Raw genomic sequence first — 14,988 nt, forward strand, 5'->3', positions numbered from 1 at the left:
TTCAATCTATTAGTATCACTCACAACCAGTCAAACCATTGATCCAATTTTCGATCACCTCTACTGCTTGAGCATCCACCACCTGCGTCGCCAGTGGTGGCATACGGTGCTCCGCATTTAACGAACTCACTCTGGCCAACAACACTGAGCGCGCTGACTCGCCGGGCGCAATAATTCTAGCATTGGCAATTCCCAGATCACCGTTGTTTGGCGCTTGATCGCAAGCCTGAGTGTTAGACAAACTGGTGCGAATTCTCAAATCAAGTTGCGGTGCAGTGCCACCCGGCCGATGGCAGTTACTACAATTACTATGTAGATAACTCCGTGCTTTCAACTCAGTTGAAGCAGCACTATCATCAATACTAGCTAACGGTGCAATCTGTTCCCCGGTGGGCAAGCTGGACAAATACCCGGCCTCAGACAACGCCTGCAACTGGTTGCCTGAATTTCCGTTAGGATATTGGAAATCAAAATTCAATTGACTGGCTTCCGGCCCCAGTAAAATTCCCGCACCACTAGTGTGACATTCGAAACATTGTCCGCGTGAAGGAATGATGTGCTCAAAATTGCCAACAGTCACTGAGTCTGCGCCTTCCACCAACACTGCGTCAGATTGATCGTCCAACCATTTATAGCTATACCCGCCCCACCCTGAAACATGGCGCATAAATAGCCTCGTTTCTAAATATTGATTATCCAGAATAAAATTCTTTATCAATATCGTTCCTTCTGGAAAATCGAAATCACCATCGCTAAGTACGTCGATATTAGAGTCATCAGGTACCGCAAACAAGCGAGATTTAGCGACGCCGTCAGACCAAAGCTGACTAGTGACAGAATAAGGCACCACGCCCTGTGTATAACTTTTATTGGCCGTTGATTCAAAACAACCCGAGTCAGATAAATTCGTGGGGATATTGTTAGTGCCACCATTTGAATCAACAAAACGGTACACAGCTTCCCCGGCACTTCCTGAATAGTTAAGTACATAAACTTCGCCACTCAGATCTTGAGCAAAGCTGGCAATCCCCATACCGGTTAGCTCGATTTCCTGCGTGGCGTAAGTCTGGTTATCAGTTTTCACAGTACTAAAAATCCGCCCCGTGCAAAAGTCACCATAAAGATAATGCCCCTGCAATGCGCTAACCCTTTGGCCTCGATAAACAAAACCACCAGAGATAGAACAATCACCTTGATTGTGGTTGTACTCGGCGACGGGTAAGACTAATCCTGTCTGGTCACAATTATTACTCTGAAAACAATGATTGCCTTCCATTATCGGCCAGCCAAAATTTTCTCCGGCATGAACGATATCCACTTCTTCATATTGACCCTGCCCCACATCCCCGAGCCACAATTCGCCGGTTTGCATATCGAAACTCCAGCGCCACGGATTTCTGAAACCATAGGCATAAATTTCATCTAGCACCTGGTTATCGTTAACAAAGGGGTTGTCAGCTGGAATGGTATAAGTATCTGTTCCATCAACATTAATGCGCAAAATCGTGCTGTGCAAAGTTTGCGTATTTTGTCCGTTACCAAAGTCATCTCCCGAACCGCCGCCATCACCAAAACCGATATAAAGATAACCATCAGGCCCAAACGCGATATTGCCGCCATTATGATTTTCTGCAGGTTGATCCAGCGTTAAGATGACTTCTTCGCCTGCTAACGACACTGGTAAGTTGCCATTATTAACAAAACGGGAAATCACAGAATCTCTGGCTTGATTGATGTATGAAACATAAAACTCACCATTCACCGCGTACTGAGGATGAAAAGCGAAACCTAGCAGACCTCGCTCGCCGTCATCTCTGACAATTGAGCTTAAATTGATAAAGTCGTTTAGCGTATTGGCGCCTGAATTGTTATCAAACCAGAATACCTCTCCGCTTTGCTGCATGGCATACCAGCGCGAACTATCATTGGGCGACTGGTAAAGCCCAACTAACCGGCTCAACGAGGGTAGCCCAGTAAAAACAGCTTCCAGGTCAAAACTGGAATTACCAGTATTCGCCTGCGCAGGTGCAATACAGGAACTATTTGCAAGTCTAGTTAAAATTGGCGCATTGCTAATTGTGGTAACGACAAAATCTGCAGAAACACCGCCGATTGTTAGCGTCGCTGTAACAGCCACGCCAACTGACGCGGCAGACTCCGCCCGCACAACAACAGATTGACCATTGTTAATAGTCCCAAGGCTGTTGGTAAAACTGCCACTATCAATACGATATTCTCCGTTGCTCACCGAAATTGTCGTGGCTGCGTCGATACCACTCACAGTGATGCTATTTGATTCTACCAAAGTTGATAACGAAGCGGTGCTCACTGGGGTAAAGCTAAAACTATCAGGTATCACGTCCGGTTGCGGCGGCGGAGTATCATCACTTCCACCGCCCCCACCACAAGCAATAAGCGTCAGGACAAATAACGATAAAATCGCTGAGAATTTATTTTTAATATGAATTTTATTTTTAACACTAATATAGTGGGTCATGTGGAACTCCCGGCTTCATACAAATCAAGCTAAGCCAAACCTGTTATTTAAAGATAGCTTGCACAATCAAACAGCGGAATTCACACTTCGAGTCCATTGATTTTAAAGATTATATGACTGTCACTTTAATAGTCAAAGAAAGTCATCATAACCAGAATAATCGATTTAACCAGGGCATTCCGTTAGCCAGGTCTATAAAATGGCAAATTTTATAGCTTTCGACAAAACTTAACTCTTTTCCTGACACCGGGCATAAAAAAACCAACTCAAAGAGTTGGTTTTTTCCAATAAATGAGTGATTACAGTTCGTAGCCTTTAATATTTTTCGCTCTCAATTTAGCAATCTGATTTTTCGATAAGCGACGAGCAGAGCCTTGATAAGGCCGATTAAACTTGTAATTCCAACGATCGACTTTCGCCTTTTTTTGCGCGACCCTGTTTTCTTTATTAACTTGATTACAAAGTTTTAAGTCTGGCTTTTGCCCAAGCTTTTTTGAATAAGCTCTTAGCATTTGTTCATCATAAGCGCTGCGACTTTTTTCGTCGAGGGCGCAATACTCATCAGTTGTGTAAATCACCGTATCACCGGCAAAAGCTAATCCTGAAAACCCCACTAATAAAACTGAAATTATTTTTTTCATTACATACTCCATAAAATGCAGACTAAGTTTGAATCAATCGTGAAAGTTTTTTATTTCACGCAAATCAGTCTATGAATTTTTTCTATGATGTGGTGTTGCGGGATGTAAAGGATTATTGCAATTATTCCGTTTTGAAATATTCAGTTACTTCGTTGACAAAGGCGAATTTTTTTATTCAATAGAAGTTCAATTTTTTCAATAATATCAAAGAAATATTAAAGATTTCCAAAAATAGGGACGGAAAAAAAGAACACCAAATACCTTGATAAACCTTATCAAATTTTAGTAACTTTTTGTGCTCAAATAACAATAAAAAACGACTTAATGAAGTTTTCTTAGCCATCCTTAAAGCGACGCAATTTTCAACAAACGGTGATTAATATCCCGCACTTTGGTGTCCTTCGTAACCTTTTGAAAATACACAAAATAAGATGAAATGATTCGTTTATAAGACTAAACTACCCCTTTGATGGACATTATCCCTTATACTCGTTAGTATCCGCCGACCCGGATTTGCTTATTTATTTGACGACACCACAAAACAACTCAATGCATCACGAAAAGCTTTTCACCAACAGTAAACATCAATTCATTATCTTAAACATTGCCGGTTGGGCAGGATATTGTTTAAGTTCTTATGTCGGCGCATTCTATTGGGATAAGCCAATTACCTACTACTGGGTACTATTTATCGGTTCAGTACTTGGGTTAATTGTTAGTTTTGCTTTACGTCCTATTTATCGGCTGGTGTGGGATGCATCCCTGGCAACTCGTGTCACCGCAGTAATCTTTGGTTCATATGTTTGCAGCCTGATCTGGGTTGTCCCTTACAACCTGATTTACTGGGAACTTTACAAACATAGTTACCGCCCGGATACCTGGTCAGGTTATTTCTGGGGAATATCCAATGTCTATTACATCTTCATCTGCTGGAGCTGCTTATACTTTGGCATTAAATTCTATCAAGGAATGCAAGAAGCGAGTCAGAGAGTGCTTAAAGCCAATGCGCTAGCCCACGAAGCACAACTTAAAATGCTACGTTATCAGCTTAATCCGCACTTTCTGTTTAACACACTCAACGCTATTTCTACGCTGGTTTTGGAAAATCAAGGCGAACGCGCTAATGAGATGGTTTCCAGATTATCAAACTTTTTGCGCTATTCACTCGATAATGATCCGATGCAGAAAGTCACCCTTGAGCAGGAAATTACGACCTTAAATCTTTACCTTGGCATTGAGAAAGTTCGCTTTGAAGAGCGACTGGAACTCAACTTCCAAATCGAGCCAAAAGCAGAAAAAGCCCTGATTCCCAGCCTTATTTTACAGCCCCTGGTTGAAAACTCGATAAAGTATGCCATCGCTAAGTCAGAAAACGGCGGCGTCGTTAATCTCAACGCCAAGGTATTCGCCAATGAATTGTTACTTGAACTCCGAGATAATGGGCCGGGCGTCGAACTCATTGACGGTCACCTGCCTAATGGCAGAGGTGTTGGTGTTAAAAACACGAAGGACCGGCTGAAAGAACTCTATAATGATAAACATTCGTTCGTAATTTCCAATGTCGAACCAAACGGCTTACAAATCAGTATTCGACTACCTTACGAAACTTAAGTTTTACCAGAAATTTATTTTGCTGATAAATGAAAGCAAACAGTTAGTCAAACATAAGGTTAATTTATGGAAAAGATTAGAACTATCATCGTTGACGACGAATCTCTCGCGCGCAGAGGGCTGGCTTTACGATTGGAAAAGTTTAAAGACATTGAAATTATTGGCCAATGTAAAAATGGTCGAGAAGCGTTAGAAATCATTGAACTAGAATCTCCTGATCTGGTATTTCTAGACATTCAAATGCCAGGCATTGATGGCTTTGAAGTGGTTCATAAAATCCAGGCGGATTGTATGCCGTTGATAGTCTTTGTAACGGCTTTCGATCAGTATGCGATCGACGCCTTTGAAATTCATGCCGTTGATTATGTGTTGAAACCTGTTGAAGACGAAAGACTAGCAACCGCAATAGAAAGAGTTCGCGATCACTTGCTGCAATCCGATAGCGCAAATCAGAAAAAACGACTAATCGACCTGATTACCAATATCACCGGCGAAACACCGGCAAAAATTGACGAAATGCTCGCAAGCGGAGAACTACCTAACGACAATTATCCAGAGAAAATTGCAATAAAAGACCGCGGCGAAACGACGCTGGTGCCTGCGAAAGAAATTGGCTGGATTGAAGCCGCCGGCGATTACATGTGCATTCATGCCAATGATCAGGTTCATGTTTTAAGAAGCACCATGAAAGAGCTTGAGAAAAAATTGAACCCGAATAACTTTCAGAGAATTCATCGCTCCACAATTGTCAATCTCGATAAAATTGAAAAAGTTTGCTCACACATTAATGGCGAATATTTCTTGATACTGAGTAACAATTCCCGATTGAAAATGAGCCGGAGTTATCGCGACAAAATTAAGCATATTATCTAAATAATGGCTCAAAAAACATCCAGGCACAGAGTTTCAAAATAGCATGAGCACCTGAACCTCCTCACAGGGCAACTTCGCTGATTTGTTTTACTCTTTCGGTAGGCTGGGTTGAAGAATGAAACCCAGCATCGGTGTTAATACCTGCCAATGGTGTCGGGTTTTGCAACCCAACCTATGATACACAGAAACATACTGAAACATAAATATGTCAAGATATTTCAGCTGCTGCTACAAACCTCTATTTATCCCAATTTGAATTCGATTAATCGTTTAAATAATTTGCCTGTTTAAAAAGCTGTTATTCTTTTTGAATCAGTTATAAAAAAGAGTTACAGCCGCATGAAGCTAACGTCTAACGCACTTAAAAGTCCTGCGTCAGTAGCAGTTGGCGTTTCACTAATTTTACTTATCGGCCTGATTAGTTTATTTCAACTTCCAGTCCAGCTATTTCCAGATATCGAACGTCCTCGGATTGCCATTCAGACCCAATGGCGAGCAGCTGCGCCCAAAGAAATTGAATCGGAAATCATTGAGCCTCAGGAACGGGTTTTAAGAGGTGTGCCTGGATTGTTGCAAATGAATGCATTTGCCAACCGGGGTAACGCATTTATCAATCTGGAATTCAGTGTTGATACCAACATGGAACAAACCTTAATCGAAGTCATTAGCAGAATGACTCGCATTCCAGCACTTCCCCGCGATGCAACACCGCCACAAATTATGCTGGGCGGATTTGGCGGTGGTACGCCTGCACTCACCTGGTTCTTTTTACAGGCGCTACCCGGTAATGAAAAACCGGTTAACGATTATATCGACTTTATTAAAAGTAGTGTCAGTCCAAGAATAGAAAGTATTCCAGGCGTCGCGAGTGTGGAAACATTTGATCAGAACAATCGTGAAGAATTACAAATTCGTTTTGATCCGGTTAAAGCGGCTGAGTTTGGCATCACCGTTCCACGTCTTGTTAACCTGGTTGCTGGAACAACTGATGTGTCAGGCGGATTTGTTGACGTTGGTCGACGTCAATACACACTACGTTTTAGCGGCAAATATCAAACAACCGAACTCACTGAACTGATTCTTGAAAATCGCAACGGACGAAATATTAAGCTGGGCGACATTGCAACCGTCGATGTCAGAAGAAACAACCTCAGTAACACCGCGTACCAAAATGGCAACCCTGCTTTTTCCATGCGCATCAACAAAGCAAATGCTGCCAACACGTTAAAAACACTCAATGCAGTTAAGCAAGAAGTTGAAAACATCAACAGCGAATTGCTGGAAAGAAAAAAATTAGTCATGGTGCAATCTTTTGACGCATCGGTTTTTATCTATAGAGCAATTAACCTGGTGAGCAGTAACCTGGTTGCGGGAATTATTCTTTCACTATCAGTGCTGTGGTTTTTTGTCAGGCGCGTGCGCGCGACACTGATTATTGCAACGGCGATTCCAATTTGCCTGTTGACAACTTTTATCGTACTCAAACTTCTCGATCGGTCGCTTAACGTCATTTCACTTGCCGGACTGGCATTTGCCGTTGGTATGGTTTTGGACGCGGCGATAGTCGTACTCGAAAATATTTTAAGACAACGCGAAAAAAAGCGAGACCCTCATCAAAGCTCAGAGCGGGGAGCGGCGCAAGTCTGGCCGGCGTTATTGGCATCAACCACCACTACCGTCGCAATATTTTTACCCGTGTTCTTTCTCAAAGGTGTTGAAGGACAATTATTTGGCGACCTGGCATTAACGATCGCCATTGCAGTTTCTGTCAGTTTATTAGTCGCTGTTATTCTACTGCCTGTCTTAGCGAAATTTTTAATCAAAGAAAATCAAACCGAAGATCCCAATAAGTTACTTTGGCAAAAACTAGCTCAAAAAGTCATTCGATTAACCGACACTAACAAACGCCGTTTATCATTGGCTATCATGTTGATCGTCACACCGGTTTTTATTACCTGGATTGCAACACCGCAAATGGATTACTTGCCGCCGGTTAAACGTGACGCGGTAGACGCTAATTTACGTTTTCCACCGGGTGCCAACCTGGAAACCATTGATAAAGAAGTTATCCAACCAATTTTGCAAAGGCTTCAGCCTTACATGGATGGAACGAAAGAGCCTGCTCTGAAAAATTACTATATTTTCAGCGGCCCATTTGGTGGCAACCTTGGCGTAAGAGTAAAAGATCAATCACGAGTTAACGAGCTGCTTTCGATTGTGAGAAATGAAATTCTGGTTGATTTGCCTGACACCACAGCGTTCGCTATTCAAGGTAATCTATTTGGTGGCTTCGGCGGCTCTCGTTCCGTGGCGATTCACTTACAATCGAAAGACAACGAAGCATTATTAAAAACTGCGGCTCAGGGTATCAAATGGGTTGAAGAAGCCATCCCAGGTGCCAGGGTCAATGCCAATCCAGGACTTGAAATTAACGAACCTGAACTGCGCTTAATTCCCAAAGACCGGGAAATACTTGAACAAGGTTGGACTCGCAGAGAACTGGGAACCATTGTCCGCGCCCTTGGAGATGGCATGTATGTAGGTGAGCACTTCGATGGCAGTAAACGAATGAATATTATTTTACGCGCCGAAGGCTGGCAAGATCCTGATAACCTGGGTGATGTTCCAATCCTGACAGGTACCGGTAATATCACCCAGCTAAGAGAACTGGTTGATATTAACCGCACTGTCGGCCCTGCTCGATTATCCAGAGTAGATGGACATAGAACCATTACCCTTGACGTTAACCCGCCTGAAGGCTGGTCTCTGGAACAAACTATCGCAATTCTGCGCACCCAGGTTGACCCAAAACTCCGCCAATCGTTACCCGAAGACAGTAGCATTCAATATGGCGGTAGCGCCGACCAATTGGAAAAAGCCATTAGTGTGATGGGTAAGAATTTTATGTTTGCTCTGCTGATTTTATTCTTGCTACTTGCAGGCCTGTTTAAGTCAATTAAGGATAGCGCGCTAGTTTTAGTCACCATTCCGCTAGCAACGGTTGGTGGAATTGTTGCGCTACGAGCTCTCAATCTTTTTGTATTCCAACCACTCGATTTATTAACCATGATCGGCTTTGTTATTTTGTTGGGACTGGTTGTTAACAATGCCATTTTGCTAGTTCATCAAACGCGTAATGCCGAAGGCAAAGGATTAACCCGCGATCAAGCGGTTGAAGAAGCACTCAAACTTCGCTTGCGACCAATTTTCATGAGCACTCTAACCAGCTTATTTGGCATGTTGCCGTTACTTCTGATGCCTGGTGCCGGCAGCGTTATTTATCGCGGCCTCGCCAGTGTCATTGTTGGCGGATTAGCGGTGAGTACCCTGTTTACTATTTTACTTTTACCTTGCCTGTTAAGAATTAAACTGACGGACTTAATGCCTGCACGTAAAAATAAATTAGCAGCTAAACAACAGTCACAATTGACCACGGTTGGCGGTAATCACTAATAATGAAAAATGAACAAAATTTTGCCCAAACAGAAACTAGTAATAACTAAATCTGAAATCGAGACAACTAATTATAGTCTGGCGAAAATTAATTGATGGAGATTAAAATGAGTTTGCTAAAACGTATGACTGTCGTATCACTCACCAGTTTTTCGCTGGCATTACTTTCAATCAATGCTATCGCACAAGAAGTCACACAGATGGTTTCTGTTGAGCAGGCTAAACAACAACATGTCACACCAACGGTGTGGCTTCCTGGTAATGTTGTCAACCGTTCAAATGCGCGAATATCCACCGAACAAAACGGACGGCTTACCTGGATATTAGACGTCGGCGCGAAAGTTAATAAAGGCGATCCCCTGGCTAAGTTGGATGCCCGACATCTGGATCTGCAACTCGCGGAAAAACAGGCGCAATTCAGGCAACAAAAAATCAACGCTGACTATCTAAAAAAACAGCAAAAACGCCTTAGAGCATTAATTGACAATAACAGTACTGCCAGAGCAGAGTTTGATCGAACTGAAAAAGATCTTCATATTGCGAATGAAGCATTGGGCGCTTTAGAAATACAGGCCAAACAAATTGAACTAGCGATCGAAAAAGCCACTATAAAAGCGCCATTTGCCGGCAAAATTAATCGACGTCTGGTACAACAGGGAGAATACGTCACCATGGGCATGCCACTGGTTCAACTGGTTGACCCCAATACACTTGATATTACCATTGCCGCGCCGCTATCGGTGGCTCCCTATCTTTCTGCGAATAACGAAGTGCTGGTAAAATTTAAAGATAAGTTATTAACCGTGCCTGTTCGCACCTGGAGCCCTGCAGGAGATTCTTCTTCCAGAACATTTGAAGTAAAACTGAATGCCTCACAATATGATTTATTCAGCGGGTTAGCAGTGACGGCATCTCTTCCTAACGAAAAAGCGGTGAGCGCGACTTTAGTTCCCAGAGACGCCTTAATCCTTCGCGAAAAAGAAACCTATGTCATCGCTGTTGACACTGAAAGTAATGCCAGAAAAATCAGAGTGTCCGTTGGTCGCGGTATCGGCGAGTGGGTATCCGTTGAAGGAAAAGTTTCCGCCGGTGATAAGTTGGTAGTTCGAGGGGGTGAGCGACTGGAGGATGGTCAGAAAGTTCGTATCAACCAACCTGAAGTAAAACAAGGCGTTGAAAATATCGCTGCTAATTAAGGAATACCACTCCCTTAAACGCGGGTTGATCTTTGCAGCTGGACTTAGTTGCTCTCCTCTACTAAATAATCTATCACCAATAAAAAAACTCAAGTCTTATGGTGATAGATTCCTCAATTGACTTTAATTCTCCGAGTGAACCAGGCGCAGCTTACTTTTTTATCCAACGTGAGTATTTGCTCACACACATTTCAGAAATGTTGCTAGCCAACAGGCGTCAAATGCGCGTATTGCTTACTTCAGCCTCACGGCATAATAGCAAAGTCGGAAACGATAAAAACCGCGAAGCTGGACGGGAGTTGTCAGATATTGCTTAACTCTGATTCTGTTTTTTTGAAAAGTAGACCTCTTTTGCCTCATTTTGAATGAAGCTAATTCAATAATTTGATGTTCTAACCAATAAAACTATTTTTTCTTTGTCCCCACAGTAAAGGCCTGTTAACTGGGAAGTTTTTTCAACAACACGGGATATTTACAAACAGCAGCGGATAGCTGAACTATATTTATATTAAAAGGAAAGATTTGTAATTGCATGAATACCCCAAAACTACCTCACAACTCAAGTAAAACGCTGCAGACCATCACTGACAAAAGGCTTGCGCTTGAAAAACTCATCAATATTGCTTGTAGTGTACAAAATCAACATAAGGCGCTGAGTGAAGTTGCACTAGCGGCAAAACCCTCACAAGAATTTCCTAAAAAAACGGTCGCCTATTTTAAAGCAATTGAAAAACACATGGCCGAGATTGACTCGGCGGGTTTACTACAAAAACTTGAAGTTGTTGAAGGTGCAATTAGTCAATCGATAAAAAAACTTATTCGCCTCGCAAAAATTAATGTTAGTCAGTTGCGAAACGACGAAATTAGCCATATTGATATCGATACGTTCAAGCATTTTATCGATGATTTTAAAAGGCGAACTCAAACCTCGTTAGCACTTCGATTTATTCTGAAAAAAAGAGGAATGGCTATTGCGCCGTTTAAGCTTCCCCTCTCGCAGGAGTCCATCGCAGAACAGATCGACACGCTCAAAGAAAAAGAACGTGGTTGTGTTAAACAAATTCGATCTGAAATACAGTCTATTATTGAGGACACTCAAAACCTGTTATTAAGCGATCAATTACCTTCCGAAATTCGCCTTGAACTGGAAAATGTTCAAACTGCAATGGCGGTTAACATTAAACATCTGGACAATGGTGGTTCAGTTGATGAAATTCCAAATGTCTATGAAGTGATAACACTAGAAAGCGAGCCTGCTTATGGAGAAGAACTGGCCCCTCAAGAAATGGTTGACGAACCTGAGCCAGATAACAAAAAAACTGAACGGCAAGCAGAAATCAAACCTGAAACACAACCCCATCAAAAGGCCCCTCGGCCACAACCGAAATCTTTCTGGTGGTTACTTAAAACTTGGTTAACCTCTCCCTGGAGCACAAGCTGGCAATCGATCAAAGAAAAATACCGTGATGACGATCAATAACTTGAGAAACTATTTATCACGCATTCAGATTATTTATTCTTTGTCATCACAAAATAAATTGGTAATCCGCCAACAATCAGTGCGACTCCCCAAAGCAATGATTTAACCCCTATTCCGCTCACTGCCCAACAACAATAACCAAGCGCAAAAGTTGCAGTGAGCAAATTAAAATATTCTGGTTTTGTGCGCCAGCGAGAAAAAATCCACTTTAACTCTGCGCCAATTGATAACAAATATGGAATGAAAATTCCTAAGGTTGAAATTAAAATCGCGAACGTAAACAACGAAACCATTCCTTCGCTAAAATTCGCAATCACCAACACCGAAATTAAGCCACTGGAAAGCACTAACGCACTAATCGAAACGCCCTGATTATCTTTATCTTTGAAAATAGCCGGTAATAATCCATCTCTGGCCGCTGTCATCGGAACCTGTCCTTGCAATAAAATCCAACCATTCAGCGCGCCGACACAACTGATAACGGCACCGATCGCAACCATGTAGCCAGCCCACTCCCCCCAGATAATTTTTGCCGCATCGGCAAAAGGCGCACCGGAAGATTGCAACTGCTCATTCGGCACCGCGCTCATAATCGCAATCTGACTGGATATGTAAATCACCGCCGCCACCCCAAACCCCAGCATGGTGGCTCGCGGAATGGTAACCTTTGGGTTATCGACATTATCAGCCGGAATAGTGGCTGACTCTAACCCCAGAAACGCCCAAAGGGTCAATGCCGCGGTCGCTGTTACTGAAAAAACTATCGGCTGTTCGGATAAATTGAAAGGTCTAAAAGCTTGTGGCTCGAATACAAAAAATGCAGCAGCACCAATGGCTAACAAGGGCAATAATTTCAACACCGTTGTCACCAGCTGGAAAATTCCAGCCTGTTTAACGCCACGAATATTAATTAAGGTCACACTCCAGATTAACACCAATGCACAAATAACGGCGTAGACAGGATTGCTTTGTAATTCGGGAAAGAAAAAACTCAGGTAAGCAATTGCCGCGACTGCAATGGCTGAATTTCCGCACCAGATGGAAACCCAGTAAGACCAGGCGACGCAAAAAGCGGCAAGTGAACCAAAGTTGTCATACGCATAGCGATAAGGCCCTCCCTGTTTTGGAAATTTTCGGCTCAGGCGTACGAAAACTAAAGCAGTCATTAGCGCGCCAAATGTGGTTGCCAACCAACCGAGAATGCTCACGCCACCGTAGGGCGCTAAAGAAGCGGGCAATAGAAATATTCCTGAGCCAATCATGTTGCCAATTACCAACGCGCTACAGATCCAGATCCCCACAGTTTTTTTGTTCTTAGCTTTTTTATCACTAACTACCGAGACACCCTCTGTTTGTGACTGTAAAGCGACCTGATCGTCTGGTTTTGCATTATCTGAGTCGTTCTTTTCGGTTATCGGCGATGACACATAACTCTCCTTGAAAACATAGAGCGGGTTACTTTTATCTGGTGACTTCGCCAGATGCTTTTTTGAGTTCCTTTTGCAAAGTGCAGCAGCTTCAGTATTACGTTGACGAGAGGATTAAGTCAAATTAAGTTGATTGTCGACGCAAATGTATATACTTGAATTAGAGTGACTAATCCAGCGAACCCATGCCTCAAATATAACGGTTTTTGGCCTTGCTGAATCCTGCATCTTCAAGTAGTTTGGGTATATACTTTGAGAATAGACTAAATTCGAAAGCCAGAATTTTCGTTATCGGGATTACTATAATCAGGACTACGATAACCAGAACTTCAATCACCTGAACTTCGACAGCTTAACTTCGAGGATAGCAGTCATGCGAAATTACCAACAATTTTATATCAATGGCCAATGGGTAGCGCCAAGCACCAATAACCCGCTAGATGTCATCAATCCAGCAACGGAACAAACCTGTGCGCAAATATCCTTAGGCGCGCAAGCCGACGTGGATGCCGCGGTTTCAGCAGCGCGCGACGCTTTTCAATCTTTCGGTAGTAGCGCGCGCCAGGAACGTATCGAGTTATTTGAATCGATTATTAGTGAATATAAAAACCGTTACAACGATATTGCCGAGGCAATCAGCGAAGAAATGGGCGCACCGATATCCCTGGCCACCAAGGCACAAACCGGTGCAGGGCTAGGTCATCTAAAAACGGCGCTCGCAGTGTTGAAAGAGTTTCATTTTGAGGAGCAATCCGGTGCAAGTCGAATTTATAAAGAGCCAATTGGTGTCTGCGGTTTGATCACGCCATGGAATTGGCCGATGAATCAAATTACCTGTAAAGTTGCTCCAGCGTTAGCAACAGGCTGTACAATGATACTAAAACCGTCGGAAATAGCGCCCCTTTCCGGATATATTTTCGCACAAATAATGGATAAAGCAGGCGTCCCGGCAGGCGTATTTAATCTGATTAATGGCGACGGCCCTGGCGTAGGAACAGCACTCTCCAGCCACCCTCAAGTCGATATGATGTCCTTTACCGGTTCTACCAGGGCAGGCTCACTGGTTGCGCAAAATGCCGCGCCAACGGTAAAAAGAGTGACTCAGGAACTCGGCGGAAAATCGGCTAACATTATTCTCGATGATGCAGACTTTGAACAAGCCGTTAAGCGCGGCACATTTTCAGTTTTTAATAATACAGGTCAGTCTTGCAACGCGCCGACACGCATGTTGGTTCCTGCTGACAAAATCGATCTTGCTGCAGAAGTTGCGGCTAACACTGCCACCAAAGTCGTGGTAGGCGCTCCTAATAACGAGAGTACAACAATGGGTCCGCTGGTCAGCAAGTTGCAGTTTGATAAAGTGCAAGGAATGATTGAGAAAGGTCTTAAGGAAGGCGCAACGCTAATTTGTGGTGGGCCAGGTAAACCCGAAGGATTAGAACAAGGCTACTTTGTAAAACCGACTGTTTTTAGTAATGTGAACAATGAGATGACAATAGCCCGTGAAGAAATCTTTGGTCCTGTTTTATCTATTTTACCTTACGCCAATGACGAAGAAGCCATTGCAATTGCCAACGATACACCCTACGGATTGGCAGGTTATATCCAGGGGAACGATCAACAGCGAATAAGCTACATTGCGTCAAAAATTCGCGCCGGCAATATCAATATTAATGGACAATCCGGCGATTTGAATACACCGTTTGGCGGCTATAAACAATCGGGAAATGGCCGTGAGTGGGGTGTTCACGGGTTCGAAGATTACCTGGAAATTAAAGCGGTGAGCGGTCTGGAATAATCTTTTAATCAAC

10 protein-coding genes are annotated in these 14,988 nt (G+C 43.1%); 7 read left to right on the forward strand and 3 right to left on the reverse strand.

Features of this window, described 5'->3' with window-relative positions; genetic code table 11:
- Positions 1-15 precede the first annotated feature (15 nt).
- Positions 16-2,496: a PQQ-dependent sugar dehydrogenase gene (locus FLL46_RS26720; RefSeq protein WP_142935487.1), complete on the reverse strand. Its 2,481-nt coding sequence runs from the start codon at positions 2,494-2,496 to the stop codon at positions 16-18.
- A 299-nt stretch (positions 2,497-2,795) separates the two neighbouring features.
- On the reverse strand, positions 2,796-3,137 hold the full coding sequence (locus FLL46_RS26725; protein ID WP_142935489.1) for a hypothetical protein: 342 nt from the start codon (positions 3,135-3,137) through the stop codon (positions 2,796-2,798).
- A gap of 549 nt (positions 3,138-3,686) precedes the next feature.
- Here FLL46_RS26725 and FLL46_RS26730 point away from each other — a divergent pair.
- From FLL46_RS26730 to FLL46_RS26755, 6 genes are all read left to right on the forward strand, one after another.
- Positions 3,687-4,748, forward strand: coding sequence for a sensor histidine kinase (locus tag FLL46_RS26730; RefSeq protein WP_142935491.1), 1,062 nt, complete (start codon positions 3,687-3,689; stop codon positions 4,746-4,748).
- A 66-nt stretch (positions 4,749-4,814) separates the two neighbouring features.
- Positions 4,815-5,621, forward strand: a complete 807-nt coding sequence (locus FLL46_RS26735; protein WP_142935493.1) for a LytR/AlgR family response regulator transcription factor — start codon at positions 4,815-4,817, stop codon at positions 5,619-5,621.
- A 339-nt stretch (positions 5,622-5,960) separates the two neighbouring features.
- The gene (locus tag FLL46_RS26740; RefSeq protein ID WP_142935494.1) at positions 5,961-9,074 is read left to right on the forward strand and encodes an efflux RND transporter permease subunit; all 3,114 of its coding nucleotides are present in this window, start codon (positions 5,961-5,963) and stop codon (positions 9,072-9,074) included.
- 107 nt (positions 9,075-9,181) lie between these two features.
- Positions 9,182-10,270 (forward strand): efflux RND transporter periplasmic adaptor subunit, encoded by a 1,089-nt coding sequence (locus FLL46_RS26745; protein WP_210418833.1) that lies wholly within the window; start codon positions 9,182-9,184, stop codon positions 10,268-10,270.
- 98 nt (positions 10,271-10,368) lie between these two features.
- Complete coding sequence (locus tag FLL46_RS26750; protein ID WP_142935496.1) at positions 10,369-10,587, forward strand: hypothetical protein; 219 nt, start codon at positions 10,369-10,371, stop codon at positions 10,585-10,587.
- A gap of 215 nt (positions 10,588-10,802) precedes the next feature.
- Complete coding sequence (locus FLL46_RS26755) at positions 10,803-11,750, forward strand: hypothetical protein (protein WP_142935498.1); 948 nt, start codon at positions 10,803-10,805, stop codon at positions 11,748-11,750.
- 29 nt (positions 11,751-11,779) lie between these two features.
- On the opposite strand, the gene FLL46_RS26760 is transcribed toward FLL46_RS26755, so the two are convergent.
- Positions 11,780-13,177 carry an amino acid permease gene (locus FLL46_RS26760; protein ID WP_142935500.1) on the reverse strand — a complete coding sequence of 466 codons (1,398 nt, stop codon included), beginning with the start codon at positions 13,175-13,177 and terminating at the stop codon, positions 11,780-11,782.
- Positions 13,178-13,550: 373 nt separating this feature from the next.
- Here FLL46_RS26760 and FLL46_RS26765 point away from each other — a divergent pair, with 373 nt between their 5' ends.
- Positions 13,551-14,975, forward strand: a complete 1,425-nt coding sequence (locus tag FLL46_RS26765) for an aldehyde dehydrogenase family protein (protein ID WP_142935502.1) — start codon at positions 13,551-13,553, stop codon at positions 14,973-14,975.
- Positions 14,976-14,988: the final 13 nt, after the last annotated feature.

Origin of the sequence: Aliikangiella coralliicola (genome assembly GCF_007004725.1) — a bacterium.
GTDB classification, from domain to species: domain Bacteria; phylum Pseudomonadota; class Gammaproteobacteria; order Enterobacterales; family Kangiellaceae; genus Aliikangiella; species Aliikangiella coralliicola.

Excerpts from the sequence above, each read along its gene's own strand:
- FLL46_RS26730 (WP_142935491.1), top strand. The coding sequence starts at position 3,687 with ATGCATCACGAAAAGCTTTTCACCAACAGTAAACATCAATTCATTATC.
- FLL46_RS26725 (WP_142935489.1), bottom strand. The coding sequence starts at position 3,137 with ATGAAAAAAATAATTTCAGTTTTATTAGTGGGGTTTTCAGGATTAGCT.
- FLL46_RS26740 (WP_142935494.1), top strand. The coding sequence starts at position 5,961 with ATGAAGCTAACGTCTAACGCACTTAAAAGTCCTGCGTCAGTAGCAGTT.
- FLL46_RS26755 (WP_142935498.1), top strand. The coding sequence starts at position 10,803 with ATGAATACCCCAAAACTACCTCACAACTCAAGTAAAACGCTGCAGACC.
- FLL46_RS26720 (WP_142935487.1), bottom strand. The coding sequence starts at position 2,496 with ATGACCCACTATATTAGTGTTAAAAATAAAATTCATATTAAAAATAAA.
- FLL46_RS26735 (WP_142935493.1), top strand. The coding sequence starts at position 4,815 with ATGGAAAAGATTAGAACTATCATCGTTGACGACGAATCTCTCGCGCGC.
- FLL46_RS26750 (WP_142935496.1), top strand. The coding sequence starts at position 10,369 with ATGGTGATAGATTCCTCAATTGACTTTAATTCTCCGAGTGAACCAGGC.
- FLL46_RS26765 (WP_142935502.1), top strand. The coding sequence starts at position 13,551 with ATGCGAAATTACCAACAATTTTATATCAATGGCCAATGGGTAGCGCCA.
- FLL46_RS26745 (WP_210418833.1), top strand. The coding sequence starts at position 9,182 with ATGAGTTTGCTAAAACGTATGACTGTCGTATCACTCACCAGTTTTTCG.